The sequence below is a fragment of the Klenkia taihuensis genome, assembly GCF_900112525.1.
Lineage (GTDB): Bacteria > Actinomycetota > Actinomycetes > Mycobacteriales > Geodermatophilaceae > Klenkia > Klenkia taihuensis.
In genome coordinates this window covers 568,986-581,691 of record NZ_FOMD01000002.1, presented here as the reverse complement: position 1 = coordinate 581,691, position 12,706 = coordinate 568,986, and the positions used below count along the sequence as shown (strand labels likewise).

Here is a 12,706-nt window from a genome sequence, read left to right as displayed (position 1 = left end):
GTGGCCGCCGACCAGGGACCCCACGGCCGGTACGGCCGGCCCCGCCCCTCGCACGCCGGGCGCGCCCGCACCGCCGCCGTCCCCCCGCGGGACCTGCGCGGCATGGCCGGCGCCGCGCCCGGCGCGGCCGAGACGTGGCTGCGGATCGGGCAGGCGCACGAGCGGGTGTCCCGCCGGCTGGACGGCGCGCTGCGCGCCCAGCACGGGCTCTCCCTGGCCGACCTGCGGCTGCTGCGGCTGGTCGACGCGGTGCACGGCGAGCGGATGTCGGTGGGCCGGCTGGCCGACGAGGTCGGGTCCTCGCCCGCCGGCGTCGGCCAGGCGCTGGCCCGCCTCGCCGACGACGGCTGGGTCACCCGCGAGCGCGGCGCGACCGACCGGCGCACCACCTGCGCCCGGCTCACCGAGCGCGGCCGCGAGCGGATGGCGCAGGCCGGCGAGACCCACGACCGGCTCCTGGACCACCTGCTGGGCGCGCTGGGCGCCGCGGCCGGCCCGGTCACCGATGCGCTGACCCGGCTGGGCGCGGCGGCCCGCCCGCCCCGCTGACCTACTGCAGGTACCCCTCCACCTGCGACTCGGGCCGCTCCCCGGCCTCGCCCGGGTCCTCGCCGTACTGCCGCTTGGCCCGCCGCTGGCGGAGCAGGTCCCACGCCTGGTCCAGGTGCCGCTCCAGCTCGGCCACCCGGGCGCGCTCGGCGTCCCCGTGCTCGGCGGCGCTGTCGCGCAGCCGGTGCTCCTCCTCCACCAGCTCGTGGATCCGGCCCAGGATGTCCTTCTCGTCCACCACTGCCTCCTTCGTCGTCGTCGTCCCCCCACCGTCCCCCGCTCGCCGTCTTCTGACGCCTCGGAGCCGGAATCCGTCCGTTCCGGGTCCCTGCCGTCACCTGACGCCGGGCGGGCGGGCGGCTACGCGGGGACCCAGCCCTCCACGAAGGCGGCGAGGCGACGCTCCACCGCGCCGCCGGCGCGGCCGAGGGCGAGCAGCGCCGTCCGGTCCAGCGGCACGCGGACGGTGCGGCGGTCCTGCGGGCGGGTGACCACCGCGTGGCCGGCGGCGACCAGCTCGGGCCAGGGCCGGTCCAGCTGCGCCCGGACGCCGGCCAGCGCGGCCGCGGTCGGGCCGGCGTTGCCCTCGACCATCGCGGTGACGAACGCCGGGTCGCTGCCCACCACCCGGGTGCCGCTGCCGAAGCTGCCCGCGGCCAGCGCGAGCGCCAGCGGCCCGGCGTCGGCGGCCGCGGCGGCCAGCGCCGCGGCCAGCAGGTGCGGCACGTGGCTGATCGCGGCCACCGCGGCGTCGTGCTCGCCGGCGGTCACCGGCACCACCGAGGCGCCGGCGGCCAGGGCCACCTCGGCCACCCGCAGCCAGCGCGGCAGCTCGGTGCCCGGCTCCAGGCAGACCGCCCACCGGGCGCCCCGGAACAGCTGCGGGTCGGTGGCGGCGTGCCCGCTGCGCTCGGTGCCGCACATCGGGTGCCCGCCCACGAAGCGGCCGCCGAACCGCTCGCCCAGCGCCGCCAGCACCGGCACCTTGACCGAGCCGAGGTCGGTGACGGTGGCGGCGGGGTCGACGTCCAGGTCGTCCAGCGCGGTGGCCAGCGCCGGGATCGGGGTGGCCAGCACGACCACCCCGGACAGCTCGCGGCCGACCCGCACCCCGCGGGCCGCGGCGGCCTCGCGCGCGGCGGGGTCGGTGTCCCAGCCGGTGACGGTCCGCCCGGCGGCGACCAGCGCGGCGGCCAGCGACCCGCCCAGCTGGCCCAGCCCGACCACCCCGACCGGCGGCGCCTCCATCGTGGGGACCGGGAGGCTCACCGCAGCTCGTCCGGTGGCGGGACCGCGCCCGAGGGGTTGGTGCCCTCACCGGGCGTGGGCAGCGGCTGCTCCACCTGCGAGAGCTGCATCGTCGGCGGGACCGGCGGCGGAGCGGTCATCGCCACGACCTCGTCGTCCCCGGGCAGCTCCCACGGCGTGCCCAGCCGGAACACCCGGGCCAGCGCGGTGGCCACCAGCCGGTGGTCCGACGCGCGGGCCTCGATCCGGTAGACCGCCGTCCGGGCGCTGCGGTGCAGCTCGGTGCCCTCGGCGACCAGCACGTCGCCGGGCCGGCCGGGGGAGAGGAACTCGGTGTGCACGTCCTGGGCGACCGCCAGCGTGCCGTGGCTGTTGCTCACCGCGGCGTGCACCACGTCCAGCAGCGCCATCGTCGCCCCGCCGTGCGCGGTGCCCGCGGCGTTCAGGTGGGCCGGGCCGACGGTCATCGTGGCGCGGGCGTAGCCGGGGGAGACCTGCTCCAGCACGATGCCCAGCTGGGCGGCGAGCGGGTCCGCGGCGAGCGCGGCGAACAGCTCCGGGGAGATGTCGGGCTCGGGCACGTCGGCCATGATCGCACCCATGACGCCCCAGTCGTTCCTCCTGAGCGCCCAGCTGGCGGACTACGTCCGCGGCTGCGCCGACCCGCCGGACGACGTCGTCACCGACCTGGTCGCCGAGACCGCGGCGATGACCGCGGCGGGCGACGGCCGCCCCACCTACCAGGTCGCGCCCGAGCAGGCGGCGTTCCTGACGCTGCTGACCCGCATCTCCGGCGCCCGCTGGGCGGTCGAGGTGGGCACGTTCACCGGCCTGTCCGCGCTGGCCGTCGCCCGCGGCCTGCCCGAGGACGGCGGCCTGCTGTGCCTGGACCGCGACGCGCACTGGACCGACGTCGCCCGCCGGTACTGGGCCCGCGCCGGGGTGGCCGAGCGCATCGAGCTGCGGATCGGCGAGGCCGCCGACCTGGTCGCCGCGCTCCCGCTGCGGCCCACCTTCGACCTGGCCTTCGTCGACGCGGACAAGACCGGGTACGCCGGCTACGTCGACGCGCTGCACCCGCGCATGCACCCCGGCGGGCTGCTGGTGCTGGACAACACCCTGCGCGCCGGGCGGGTGCTCGACCCCGCCGACGCCGACGACCGGGCGATCGCCGAGCTCAACGCGGCGCTGGCCACCGACCCCCGCTTCGACACCGTGCTGCTGCCGGTGGCCGACGGGCTGACCCTGCTGCGGGTGCGCTGATGCTGAGCTCCTTCGCCGTCCACGTCGCCCGGTCGGGCACCGGCTGGCAGGCGCGGCTGCTGGCCGACGACGCCGCCACCGAGCTGCCTGCCCTCGAGGCCGAGCTGACCGGGGAGTGGCCCGGGCCCTTCGTCTTCGTGGTGGACAGCCGGCTGTACTTCGTCGCGCTGACGCACGGCCCCGGTGGCATGGTCCGCGCCATGATCAGCGACGGCGCGCTCCCGGAGTTCCTGCTGGCCGCGGAGGTGATGGAGCGCTACGGCATCGAGGGGACCGAGGTCGACGCCGACGACGAGTCCGAGCACCCGGCCGGCGACCTGGACCTGTTCGCCGACGCCGGCCTGCCGCGCGCCGACCTCGAGCAGATCCTGCTCGCCGACCTGTGGGCCGACGAGATGGTCGCCGAGATCGCCGGCCGGCTGGGCTTCGCCGACGAGCTGGCCGCGGCGGTGTCCGCGTGACCGCGGTGGTCCTCGACCTCGGCGGCGTGCTCACCACCAGCCCGCTGGCCGCGTTCATCGACTACGAGCGGTCCGCCGGGCTGCCCGAGGGCCTGGTGGCGCGGCTGAACACCACCAACCCGCACACCAACGCCTGGGCCCGGTTCGAGCGCAGCGAGCTCGACCGCGACGGGTTCGTCGAGGTGTTCGAGGCCGAGGCCCGCGCCGCCGGCCACGAGGTCGACGCGACCAAGGTGCTCGACGCGCTGCACGGCTCGGTGCGCCCGGCGATGGTGGCGGCGGTCCGCGCCCTGCGGGACGCCGGGGTGCCGCGGGCGCTGCTGAGCAACAACGCCGCGCCGATGGACCCGGCCAGCGAGCACGGCGCCCTCATGGAGCTCTTCGACGTCGTGGTGGAGAGCTCGGTCGAGGGCATCCGCAAGCCCGAGCCGGCCATCTACCCGCTCACCCTGCAGCGGCTGTCCGCCGCCGTCGGGCGCCGCGTGGCCGACGACGAGGTGGTCTACCTGGACGACCTCGGCCCCAACCTCAAGCCCGCCCGCGACCTGGGCTGGCACACCATCAAGGTGGTCGACCCGGCCGACGCGCTCGCCGAGCTGGCCCGCGCCACCGGTGTCGACCTGTCGACATGACCCCCGACGAGGCCATGGGGCGGGCCCTGGAGCTGGCCGCCGACGCCGCCGGCTGGGGCGACACCCCGATCGGCGCCGTCGTCCTCGGGCCCGACGGCGCGGTGCTGGCCGAGGCGGCCAACGAGCGCGAGAGGGACGGCGACCCCACCGCGCACGCCGAGGTGCTGGCGCTGCGCGCGGCCGCCCGGGTGCACGGCGACGGGTGGCGGCTGACCGGCTGCACCCTGGTGGTGACGCTGGAGCCCTGCACGATGTGCGCGGGGGCCGCCGTCCTGTCCCGGGTGGGCCGGGTGGTCTACGGCGCCGCCGACCCCAAGGCGGGGGCGGCCGGGTCGCTGTGGGACGTCGTCCGCGACCGCCGGCTCAACCACCGGCCGCAGGTGCAGGCCGGCGTCCGCGAGGAGGAGTGCGCCACGCTGCTACGTGCCTTCTTCCGCGCCAGGCGCGGCCTGTAGTCTGCTCGACGGTGGCGTGTCCGAGCGGCCGAAGGGTCCCGCCTCGAAAGCGGGTGAGGTGTAAAAGCCTCCGTGGGTTCAAATCCCACCGCCACCGCCAGTGCGACCGAGGGCGGCACCCGATGCGGGTGCCGCCCTGGCTGCGTCCCTAGACCGCGACGTCGCTGTCCATCAGCAGCTCGCCGCGCGGGCCCGCGACCAGCGTGAACCGGTGCTGCTCGACCAGCTCCTGCCCGTCCTCCACGAACGTGACCTGGGCGGTGGCCGTGAGCGAGCCCTCCTCGGCGGTGACCGCCCCGAGGCGGACCTCGGAGAACCGGTCCCAGAACGCGACGTAGTCCTGGCGGCTGATCACGCCCTGCAGGGTCGGTCCGGTCGACCGCCAGGCCTGCTGCGGCTTGCCGGGCAGGAGGGCGTAGTAGTCGGTGACCGCCTGCTCGACGTCGGCGGCGGTGACGGTGTCGCCCTCGGTGGTCGGGGCCGCCTCCGACGTCGTCTCCGCGGTGGTGGTCTCCGCCGTCGTGGTCTGCTCCTCCGTCGTCGGCGGGGCCGCGGCGGACGTCGGGGGCGGGGCGGCCTGCGTGGTGGTCGCGGCGGCGGTGCTGGTGGGGTCGGCGGCGCTGCTGCTGGAGTCGTCGCGCAGGTTCAGCCACAGCGCGCCGGCCGCCAGGGCGGCGACGACCACCCCGCCGACCGCACCGGCCGGCAGCCACGACTTCTTCGCCGCGGCGCGCGGCGTCACCGAGGTGCGCGGCGGGGCGGCGGCCTGCTGGGCGGGCAGCTCGGTGCGGGTGGGGTCGACCGGCGGGGGCGGGACCACCCGCAGCGGGGTGCGCGCGCCCAGGACGGCGGTGACGTCGCCGTCGTCCCCCGCGGCCACCCGGGCGAGGGCGTCCCGGACCTCGGCCATGCTCGGCCGCCCGGCCGGGTCGGTGGTGAGCATCCGCTCCAGCACCGGGGTGAGCGCGCCCGAGCGCACCGGGCGCTGCGGCTGGGTGCCGGCGACGCGGTACAGCAGCTCGAGCGAGTTGCCGCTGCTGCCGAAGGGCGGCTGGCCCTCCAGGGCGGTGAAGAGCGTGGCGCCGAGGGACCAGACGTCGCCGGCCGGGCCGGCGGTCTCGCCGCGGGCGACCTCGGGGGAGAGGAAGGCCGGGGTGCCGGTGACCATGCCGGTCTGGGTGAGCTTGACGTCGCCCTGGGCGTGCGAGATCCCGAAGTCGGTGATCTTCACCAGGCCCTCGAGCTCCACGCCGGCGCCGACCAGCACGTTGCCCGGCTTCACGTCGCGGTGCACGATGCCCGCCGCGTGGACGGCGACGAGCGCGTCGGCGAGCTGGGCGCCGATCTGGGCGACCTGCTGCACCGGCAGCACGCCGTCGTCGGAGAGCACCGCGGCCAGGCTGCGCGAGGGCAGGTGCTCCATGACCAGCCAGGGCGCGCCGGCGTCCTCGGCGACGTCGTAGACGGCGATGGCGTGCGGGTGGCTGATCCGGGCGGCGATGCGGCCCTCCCGCATCATGCGCTCGCGCTGCTCGCGGGCGGACTCGTCGGTGATGCCGACCGGCAGGACCAGCTGCTTGACCGCGACGCGGCGGCCCAGCCGCTCGTCGGTGCCCACCCACACCGCGCCCATCCCGCCGCCCCCGATGCGCTCGGCGAGCAGGTAGCGGCCGGCGACCCGGTAACCGGGGCCGACCTGGGCAGGGGTCGTCATCCCGTCGACGCTACCGGCGTCCGTGCAGGTCGGCCCGTCGTGCGCGACCCGGTAGCCCGCCCCCTGACGCCTGGTCCGGCGCCCCGAAGCGGCGGTCGTACTCGGCCTGCGCGCCGGCCGGCAGCGCGTCGTGCAGCTCGCCCAGCTCGGTGGCGCTGCCCGGGGGCAGGTCGTCGAACAGCTGCGCCCAGGTGGGCGGGTCGGCGTAGCTGCGGGTGAGCAGCAGTTCCCAGGCCCGCGACTGCCGGTCCCGCTGCGCCCGCTCGGCCGCCGTCCGGGTGAGGAACAGGTCGCGGGCGGCGTCCTTCTCGGCCCGGGTGGCGTCCTCGGGCAGCCCGGCGGGGTCGGTCGCGGTCAGCGCGGCCACGATGGCGTCGACCACCTCGGGGCGGACGCGGTCGGTCTCGGTCATGGCGGGCTCCCGGCGGCAGGTGGACGTCGGGCCGATCGTGCCGCCTGCACGGGGTGGCGACCACACGGCCGGACCGGGCCCGGTAGTCTGACCCGCGCACGTTGGAGGATTCGCCTAGTGGCCTATGGCGCTCGCTTGGAAAGCGGGTTGGGTGCAAGCCCTCGGGAGTTCGAATCTCCCATCCTCCGCCCCTTCGTCCCCGGGTCCGCCGCCCCGCGGGCGTCCTCTAGACTCTGCGGCAGACCCCTCGTGCGGCGTCATCCTGTGAACCTCCCCAGGGCCGGAAGGCAGCAAGGATAAGCGGGCTCTGGCGGGTGTGCGGGGGGTCCCTCGCATTCCCGGGAACCCTGGCGCGCCGGCCTCCGTTTCACAGCTCGCTCACGGGTTCGGCTGCTTTCCTGCGTGAACCTTCAAGCAGAGGAGCACTTCCCCATGCCGAGTCGCCGTACGTGGGTCGTCGCCGGGAGCGTCGCCGGGGTCGTCGTGGTGGGCGCCGTCGCCGGGCCGCTGGTCTACGCCGCCCTCCAGGAGGACGCCGCGCCGGCGCAGACCGTCCAGGTGCAGGAGTCCGACGCCCCGCTCACCGAGGTCACCGACGGCACCTGGACCGTCGGGGCCGGCTCCTCGGCCGGGTACCGGGTCGACGAGGTGCTCAACGGCGCCGACGTCACCGTCGCCGGCACGACCGACCAGGTCAGCGGCTCGGTCGTGGTGTCCGGCGGCGACCTGCAGTCGGCGCAGGTGGACGTCGACATGGCCTCGGTGGCCACCGACAGCGACCGCCGCGACGCCTACTTCCGGGAGGACGTGGTGGAGGTCGGGCAGTTCCCGACCGCCACCTTCGCCGTCGACCAGGCCGTCGACCTGCCCGAGCTGACCGGGACGCCGGTGACGGTGCCGGTGGCCGGGTCGCTCACCGTGCACGGGGTGACCCGGCAGGTGACCGTCGACCTGTCGGTCGTGCGCACCGCCGACGGCGTGCAGGCCTCCGGGTCGGTCCCCGTCACCTTCGCCGACTACGACGTCACGCCGCCCGACCTCGGCTTCGTCTCGGTCGAGGACAGCGGGTCGGTGGAGTTCTTCCTCTCGCTCACCCGGTGACGCCCGGGGATGTCGGTGGTGGCCAGTAGCCTCGGCCCGTGGCATTGGCGCTCTACCGCAAGTACCGCCCGGCGACCTTCGCCGAGGTGGTCGGGCAGGAGCACGTCACCGCCCCGCTGGTCAACGCGGTCGACGCCGGCCGGATCAACCACGCCTACCTGTTCAGCGGCCCTCGCGGCTGCGGCAAGACGTCGTCGGCGCGGATCCTGGCCCGCTCGCTGAACTGCGAGCAGGGGCCGACCTCCACCCCGTGCGGGGTGTGCACCTCGTGCGTGGCGCTGGCCCCCGACGGCCCGGGCTCGATCGACGTCATCGAGATCGACGCGGCCAGCCACGGCGGCGTCGACGACGCCCGCGACCTGCGTGAACGGGCCTTCTTCGCCCCGGTGCACAGCCGCTACAAGGTCTACATCGTCGACGAGGCCCACATGGTCACCACGCAGGGCTTCAACGCCCTGCTCAAGGTGGTCGAGGAGCCGCCGGAGTTCCTGGTCTTCGTCTTCGCCACCACGGAGCCGGAGAAGGTGCTGCCGACCATCCGGTCGCGCACCCACCACTACCCGTTCCGGCTGGTCCCGCCCGCGACGCTGCGCCAGCTGCTGGAGAGCACCTGCGAGCGCGAGGGCGTCGTCGTCGAGCAGACGGTGTTCCCGCTGGTGGTCCGGGCCGGCGGCGGGTCGGTGCGCGACTCGCTGTCCATCCTCGACCAGCTGCTGGCCGGCGCCGGGCCCGAGGGCGTCACCTACCGCACCGCGGTCGGCCTGCTCGGCGTCACCGACGACGCGCTGCTCGACGAGACCGTCGACGCCCTGGCCGCGCACGACGCGCCCGGGGTGTTCCAGGCCGTCGACCGGGTGGTGGAGGCCGGGCACGACCCGCGGCGGTTCGCGACCGACCTGCTCGACCGGCTGCGCGACCTCATCGTGCTGGACGCCGTGCCCGAGGCCGGCGGCAACGGCCTGCTCGACTGCCCGCCCGACCGGCTGGACCTGATGAGCCGGCAGGCGCAGGCGATGGGCGCGGCGACGCTGTCCCGGCTGGCCGACACCGTGCACGAGGGCCTGACCGAGATGCGCGGCACCACCGCGCCCCGGCTGCTGCTGGAGCTGGTCTGCGCGCGGATGCTGCTGCCCGGCGTCGACGGGTCGGCCGCGGCCACCCTGCAGCGCCTCGAGCGGCTGGAGCGGCGGCTGTCCATCGCCGGCGAGCACACCGGCGGGTCGGCCGAGCCCGCGCCGGCTGCTGCCCCGCCGCGTGCCGAGGCGCCCGCGGCTGCGGTCGCTCCGGCCCCGCGCGACCAGGGTGCGCGCCGGGAGTACGTGCGGCCGTCGCAGGCCCGGGCGGAGTCCGCCCCGCCCCGCCCCGCGGCCGAGCCCGCCCCGCGCCCGCCGGCGGCCGAGCCCGCGGCGTCTGCCCCTGCCGGCCCGCCCTCGGCGCCGGCGAGCCCGGCTCCTCCCGCGTCGGCCCCGGCGGCGACCGCCCGGACGGCTCCCGCGTCCACCGCCCCGGCGGCCGCCGACGCCGCGGCGGACGACGACTGGCCCGAGATCACCGCACCCGGGTCGGCGGCGCCGGCGTCCGCGCCCGCCCCGGCTCCCGAGGTCGACGGCTGGCCGGAGATCGCCGCACCCGGGTCCGCCCGGCCGGCGTCACCCGCACCCGCGAGCCGGGCGGCCGCCACCGAGGCGCCCGCCAGCGCGCCTTCGGAGCAGCGGCCGGCGGCCCCGTCCGGCCCCAGGGTGGCCACCGGCGAGCCGGACATCCCGCTGCCGCCGGAGCCCACCGACGACGAGGACTGGCCCGAGCCCGCCCGGCCCGCGGCCCGCCCGGCCCCGGTCGACCACGCGCGTCCTGCGGCGCAGTCGCGCCCGGCCGAGCAGCCCCGTCCAGCCGAGCAGCCCCGTCCAGCCGAGCAGCCCCGTCCGGCGGAGCAGTCGTCCCGGCCGGCTGCGGAGCCCCGGGCCGCGGCCGAGTCCGACCCGGCACCCCGCGGCGGGGAGCCGATGCCGCTGGTGTCGGCCAACCCGCCCGACCAGCAGTCCGGCGACGGCGAGCTGACCACCACCGACGTCCGGCGGATCTGGCCCGAGCTGATGGGCGTGGTGAAGCGGCACAAGCGCACCACCGAGGCGCTGCTGAAGAACGCCCAGGTCCACGACCTCAGCGGTGGCGTGCTCACGCTGTCCACCACGTCGCCGGCGCTGTCCCGCCGGCTGGGCGACGACCTGAACAAGGACGTCATCCGCGAGGCGCTCAACGAGCTGCTCGGCGTGCGCTGGCGGGTGGCCACCGTCGTCGACGGCGGGCCCGCGGCGCCGTCCGGCCCGGCCGGGCGCAGCGGGCCGCCGCCGTCCCCCCAGGAGACGCAGCAGGCCCAGCACGCCGCGCAGAGCGCCGAGGCCGACGAGCTGATGGCCGAGCGGTCCGCCGACCCGGCCGACGGCCGCGACGCCCCGCCGCCGGTCGACCCCGAGCAGGCCGCCCTGCAGCTGCTGCGCACCCAGCTCGGCGCGCACCCCATCGACAGCTGACGGGGCGCGCGCCCGGGGTCAGTGGCCGACGACCGGGGCGGCGTCGGGGTCCGAGGCGACCGCGCCGTGCGGGAGCAGCAGGCCGCAGACCACCGCGCCGGCGGCGAAGATGCCGGCCGACCAGGCGAAGACCGTCGTGTAGCTGGACACCGAGGCCTGCAGCAATGCGGCGGGGTCACCCGGGTCCACCCCGACCAGCGCGTCGGTCGCCGCTGCCGCGGCCAGGGCGGACAGCACCGCGGTGGCGATCGAGCCGCCGATCTGCTGGAAGGTGTTCACCGCGGCGGAGGCCACCCCGGCGTCCTCCCGCTGCACCCCGAGCGTGGAGGCGGCGAAGGCGGGGGCGATGACCAACCCGATGCCCAGCCCGACCACGACGAGGCCGGGCAGGACGCCGGTCAGGTAGTCGCTGTCGACGTCGAGCAGGGTCAGCAGCAGCATCCCCAGGGCGCCGACCACGAAGCCCGCGGTCACCGGCACCTTGACCCCGACCCGGTTGACGATCGCCGGTGACGTCTGCGCGGTGAGGGTCAGCGCCACGATCATCGGCAGGAAGGCCACCCCGGTGGGCAGCGGCTGGTACCCGAGCACCTGGGTGAGGAAGTAGGTGAGGAACAGGAAGACGCCGAACATGCCGGCCCCCACGAGACCGACCGCCACGTAGGCGCCGCCCCGGGCCCGGTCGGTGAGCACCCGCATCGGCAGCAGCGGGTGCGCGACGCGGGTCTCCACCAGCACGAAGGCCGCGAGCAGCACGATCCCCGCGGCGATGAAGCCCAGGGTCGACCCGGCCGACCAGCCGTCGGTCTCGGCGCAGGCCAGGCCGTACACGAGCGACACCAGCCCGGCCACGCTCAGCGCGGCACCGGGCAGGTCCAGGCCCGGGGCGCCGGGCGCACGCGTGCTCCGCCGGGGCAGGAAGACCAGGGCGCCGACGACGGCGAGCACCGCGATGGGCACGTTGACGTACAGGCACCAGCGCCACGACAGGTACTCGGTGAGGGCCCCGCCGAGGATCAGGCCGATGGCGCCGCCGGCGCCCGACAGCGCGCCGAACACCGCGAAGGCCCGGCCGCGCTCCTTGCCCTCGGCGAAGGTGACGGTCAGCAGCGACAGCGCGGCGGGGGCCAGCAGGGCGCCGAACACGCCCTGCGCGCCGCGCGCCGCGACCAGCACGCCGAAGCCGTTGGCCGCGCCGCCGACCGCCGACGCCACGGCGAACCCGACCAGGCCGACCAGGAAGACCGGCTTGCGGCCGAGGAGGTCGGCGAGCCGGCCACCGACCAGCAGCAGCGAGCCGAAGGCGAGGGCGTAGGCGGTGACGATCCACTGCCGGCTGTCGTTGCCGAAGCCGAGGTCGGCCTGGGCGGTGGGCAGGGCGATGTTCACGATGGTGGCGTCGAGCACGACCATCAGCTGGGCGAGGGCGACCACGGCCAGCACGAGCCAGCGTCGCCGCCCGGCTCCGGGGGAGGCGCCCGTGCGGGCGTCCCGGTCGGCGTGGGTGGTGCTGGTCATGCGGTCCTCCGAGCTAAGTGGAGCAGGTCTTCCGTTTCCACCCGACGCTAGCAGTGGAAACGGAGAGCGGGTTCCGTTTCGGTTAACATCGGGTGCATGTCCTCCGTCACGCCGGCCGCCGACGGCGACCCGGCCGCCCGGCCGCTGCGCAAGGACGCCGAGCGCAACCGGGCGCGGATCCTGGCGGCGGCGCGCGAGGTGTTCGCCGCGCAGGGCCTCGACGCGGGGTTCGACGAGGTCGCCCGGGTGGCCGGCGTCGGGGTGGGCACGGTCTACCGGCGCTTCCCCGAGCGCCGGGACCTGGTGGAGGCGCTGTTCCAGGAGGAGGTCGACGCCGTCGTCGCCCGGGCCGAGGAGGCAGCCGCCGACCCCGACCCGTGGCGTGGGTTGGTGGGGTTCCTGCACTGGGGCGCGGAGGCCCAGGCGGCCGACCGCGGGCTCGCCCAGGTGCTCGCCGCCGCCGGTCGGGGGCACGAGCGGGTGGCCAGCGGACGGGACCGGCTGGCCCCGGCCGTCGACGCGCTGGTCCGGCACGCCCAGCGGGCCGGCGTGCTGCGCCCGGACGTCAGCGGGCTGGACATCGGCATCGCGGTGGCGATGGTCGGGCGGGTCGGTGGCCCCGACCGCGCCCGGCTGCGGGAGCGGTACGTGACGCTGGTGCTCGACGGGCTGTGCCTGCGCCGGGACGCCCCGACCCCGCTGCCGCAGGTCGCGGTCGGCGAGGACGACCTGGCCTGCGTCGTCGAGCCGGTGCGCCGCCCGCGCTGACCGCCGTCCCCCTGCGCGGGAGTCCGTCCTCCTGCACCAGGTCCGGCGAGGGGG

The 12,706-nt window shown here is 76.8% G+C and carries 14 protein-coding genes, 2 tRNA genes and 1 other RNA gene; 11 read left to right on the top strand and 6 right to left on the bottom strand.

Annotated features, from left to right (window positions below):
- Positions 1 to 549 carry a MarR family winged helix-turn-helix transcriptional regulator gene (locus BM158_RS10780; protein ID WP_229827696.1) on the top strand — a complete coding sequence of 183 codons (549 nt, stop codon included), beginning with the start codon at positions 1 to 3 and terminating at the stop codon, positions 547 to 549.
- 1 nt (position 550) lies between these two features.
- On the opposite strand, the gene BM158_RS10775 is transcribed toward BM158_RS10780, so the two are convergent.
- From BM158_RS10775 to BM158_RS10765, 3 genes are all read right to left on the bottom strand, one after another.
- On the bottom strand, positions 551 to 787 hold the full coding sequence (locus tag BM158_RS10775; protein WP_091557787.1) for a DUF2630 family protein: 237 nt from the start codon (positions 785 to 787) through the stop codon (positions 551 to 553).
- Positions 788 to 909: 122 nt separating this feature from the next.
- On the bottom strand, positions 910 to 1,818 hold the full coding sequence (locus BM158_RS10770; protein WP_229827697.1) for a prephenate dehydrogenase/arogenate dehydrogenase family protein: 909 nt from the start codon (positions 1,816 to 1,818) through the stop codon (positions 910 to 912).
- Entirely contained in the window at positions 1,815 to 2,399 is a 585-nt protein-coding gene (locus BM158_RS10765) for a hotdog fold thioesterase (protein WP_242657465.1), read from the bottom strand. Before BM158_RS10765 ends, BM158_RS10770 begins: the two co-directional genes overlap by 4 nt.
- Between BM158_RS10765 and BM158_RS10760 the strand changes: the two genes are divergently transcribed.
- The 5 genes from BM158_RS10760 to BM158_RS10740 all read left to right on the top strand — a co-directional run bounded on the left by BM158_RS10760 (position 2,398) and on the right by BM158_RS10740 (position 4,708).
- Positions 2,398 to 3,060, top strand: a complete 663-nt coding sequence (locus BM158_RS10760) for an O-methyltransferase (RefSeq protein ID WP_091557781.1) — start codon at positions 2,398 to 2,400, stop codon at positions 3,058 to 3,060. The two genes, BM158_RS10765 and BM158_RS10760, sit on opposite strands and share 2 nt — an antisense overlap.
- Complete coding sequence (locus BM158_RS10755; RefSeq protein WP_091557776.1) at positions 3,060 to 3,521, top strand: tRNA adenosine deaminase-associated protein; 462 nt, start codon at positions 3,060 to 3,062, stop codon at positions 3,519 to 3,521. Before BM158_RS10760 ends, BM158_RS10755 begins: the two co-directional genes overlap by 1 nt.
- On the top strand, positions 3,518 to 4,153 hold the full coding sequence (locus BM158_RS10750) for an HAD-IA family hydrolase (protein WP_091557772.1): 636 nt from the start codon (positions 3,518 to 3,520) through the stop codon (positions 4,151 to 4,153). The genes BM158_RS10755 and BM158_RS10750 overlap by 4 nt, the downstream gene beginning before the upstream one ends.
- Positions 4,150 to 4,608, top strand: coding sequence for a nucleoside deaminase (locus BM158_RS10745; RefSeq protein ID WP_091557769.1), 459 nt, complete (start codon positions 4,150 to 4,152; stop codon positions 4,606 to 4,608). Before BM158_RS10750 ends, BM158_RS10745 begins: the two co-directional genes overlap by 4 nt.
- Positions 4,609 to 4,618: 10 nt before the next feature.
- Positions 4,619 to 4,708, top strand: a tRNA-Ser gene (locus tag BM158_RS10740).
- 48 nt (positions 4,709 to 4,756) lie between these two features.
- Here BM158_RS10740 and BM158_RS22040 read toward each other — a convergent pair.
- Together BM158_RS22040 and BM158_RS10730 are read right to left on the bottom strand one after the other, a co-directional pair.
- Positions 4,757 to 6,322 carry a serine/threonine-protein kinase gene (locus BM158_RS22040; protein WP_207506381.1) on the bottom strand — a complete coding sequence of 522 codons (1,566 nt, stop codon included), beginning with the start codon at positions 6,320 to 6,322 and terminating at the stop codon, positions 4,757 to 4,759.
- Between the two features lie 10 nt (positions 6,323 to 6,332).
- Positions 6,333 to 6,734: a hypothetical protein gene (locus tag BM158_RS10730; protein WP_091557766.1), complete on the bottom strand. Its 402-nt coding sequence runs from the start codon at positions 6,732 to 6,734 to the stop codon at positions 6,333 to 6,335.
- Positions 6,735 to 6,837: 103 nt separating this feature from the next.
- Between BM158_RS10730 and BM158_RS10725 the strand changes: the two genes are divergently transcribed.
- The 4 genes from BM158_RS10725 to BM158_RS10710 all read left to right on the top strand — a co-directional run bounded on the left by BM158_RS10725 (position 6,838) and on the right by BM158_RS10710 (position 10,366).
- Positions 6,838 to 6,922, top strand: a tRNA-Ser gene (locus tag BM158_RS10725).
- Between the two features lie 50 nt (positions 6,923 to 6,972).
- Positions 6,973 to 7,068: signal recognition particle sRNA small type (gene ffs, locus BM158_RS10720), an RNA gene on the top strand.
- A 98-nt stretch (positions 7,069 to 7,166) separates the two neighbouring features.
- The gene (locus BM158_RS10715) at positions 7,167 to 7,835 is read left to right on the top strand and encodes a YceI family protein (RefSeq protein WP_091557763.1); all 669 of its coding nucleotides are present in this window, start codon (positions 7,167 to 7,169) and stop codon (positions 7,833 to 7,835) included.
- A 38-nt stretch (positions 7,836 to 7,873) separates the two neighbouring features.
- Positions 7,874 to 10,366, top strand: a complete 2,493-nt coding sequence (locus tag BM158_RS10710; RefSeq protein WP_091557759.1) for a DNA polymerase III subunit gamma and tau — start codon at positions 7,874 to 7,876, stop codon at positions 10,364 to 10,366.
- Between the two features lie 18 nt (positions 10,367 to 10,384).
- On the opposite strand, the gene BM158_RS10705 is transcribed toward BM158_RS10710, so the two are convergent.
- Positions 10,385 to 11,884, bottom strand: a complete 1,500-nt coding sequence (locus tag BM158_RS10705) for an MFS transporter (protein ID WP_091557756.1) — start codon at positions 11,882 to 11,884, stop codon at positions 10,385 to 10,387.
- Positions 11,885 to 11,980: 96 nt separating this feature from the next.
- Between BM158_RS10705 and BM158_RS10700 the strand changes: the two genes are divergently transcribed.
- Positions 11,981 to 12,652, top strand: coding sequence for a TetR/AcrR family transcriptional regulator (locus tag BM158_RS10700; protein ID WP_091557753.1), 672 nt, complete (start codon positions 11,981 to 11,983; stop codon positions 12,650 to 12,652).
- Positions 12,653 to 12,706 lie beyond the last annotated feature (54 nt).

Excerpts from the sequence above, each read along its gene's own strand:
- BM158_RS10700 (WP_091557753.1), top strand. The coding sequence starts at position 11,981 with ATGTCCTCCGTCACGCCGGCCGCCGACGGCGACCCGGCCGCCCGGCCG.
- BM158_RS10755 (WP_091557776.1), top strand. The coding sequence starts at position 3,060 with ATGCTGAGCTCCTTCGCCGTCCACGTCGCCCGGTCGGGCACCGGCTGG.
- BM158_RS22040 (WP_207506381.1), bottom strand. The coding sequence starts at position 6,322 with ATGACGACCCCTGCCCAGGTCGGCCCCGGTTACCGGGTCGCCGGCCGC.
- BM158_RS10730 (WP_091557766.1), bottom strand. The coding sequence starts at position 6,734 with ATGACCGAGACCGACCGCGTCCGCCCCGAGGTGGTCGACGCCATCGTG.
- BM158_RS10760 (WP_091557781.1), top strand. The coding sequence starts at position 2,398 with ATGACGCCCCAGTCGTTCCTCCTGAGCGCCCAGCTGGCGGACTACGTC.
- BM158_RS10715 (WP_091557763.1), top strand. The coding sequence starts at position 7,167 with ATGCCGAGTCGCCGTACGTGGGTCGTCGCCGGGAGCGTCGCCGGGGTC.
- BM158_RS10765 (WP_242657465.1), bottom strand. The coding sequence starts at position 2,399 with ATGGGTGCGATCATGGCCGACGTGCCCGAGCCCGACATCTCCCCGGAG.
- BM158_RS10745 (WP_091557769.1), top strand. The coding sequence starts at position 4,150 with ATGACCCCCGACGAGGCCATGGGGCGGGCCCTGGAGCTGGCCGCCGAC.
- BM158_RS10705 (WP_091557756.1), bottom strand. The coding sequence starts at position 11,884 with ATGACCAGCACCACCCACGCCGACCGGGACGCCCGCACGGGCGCCTCC.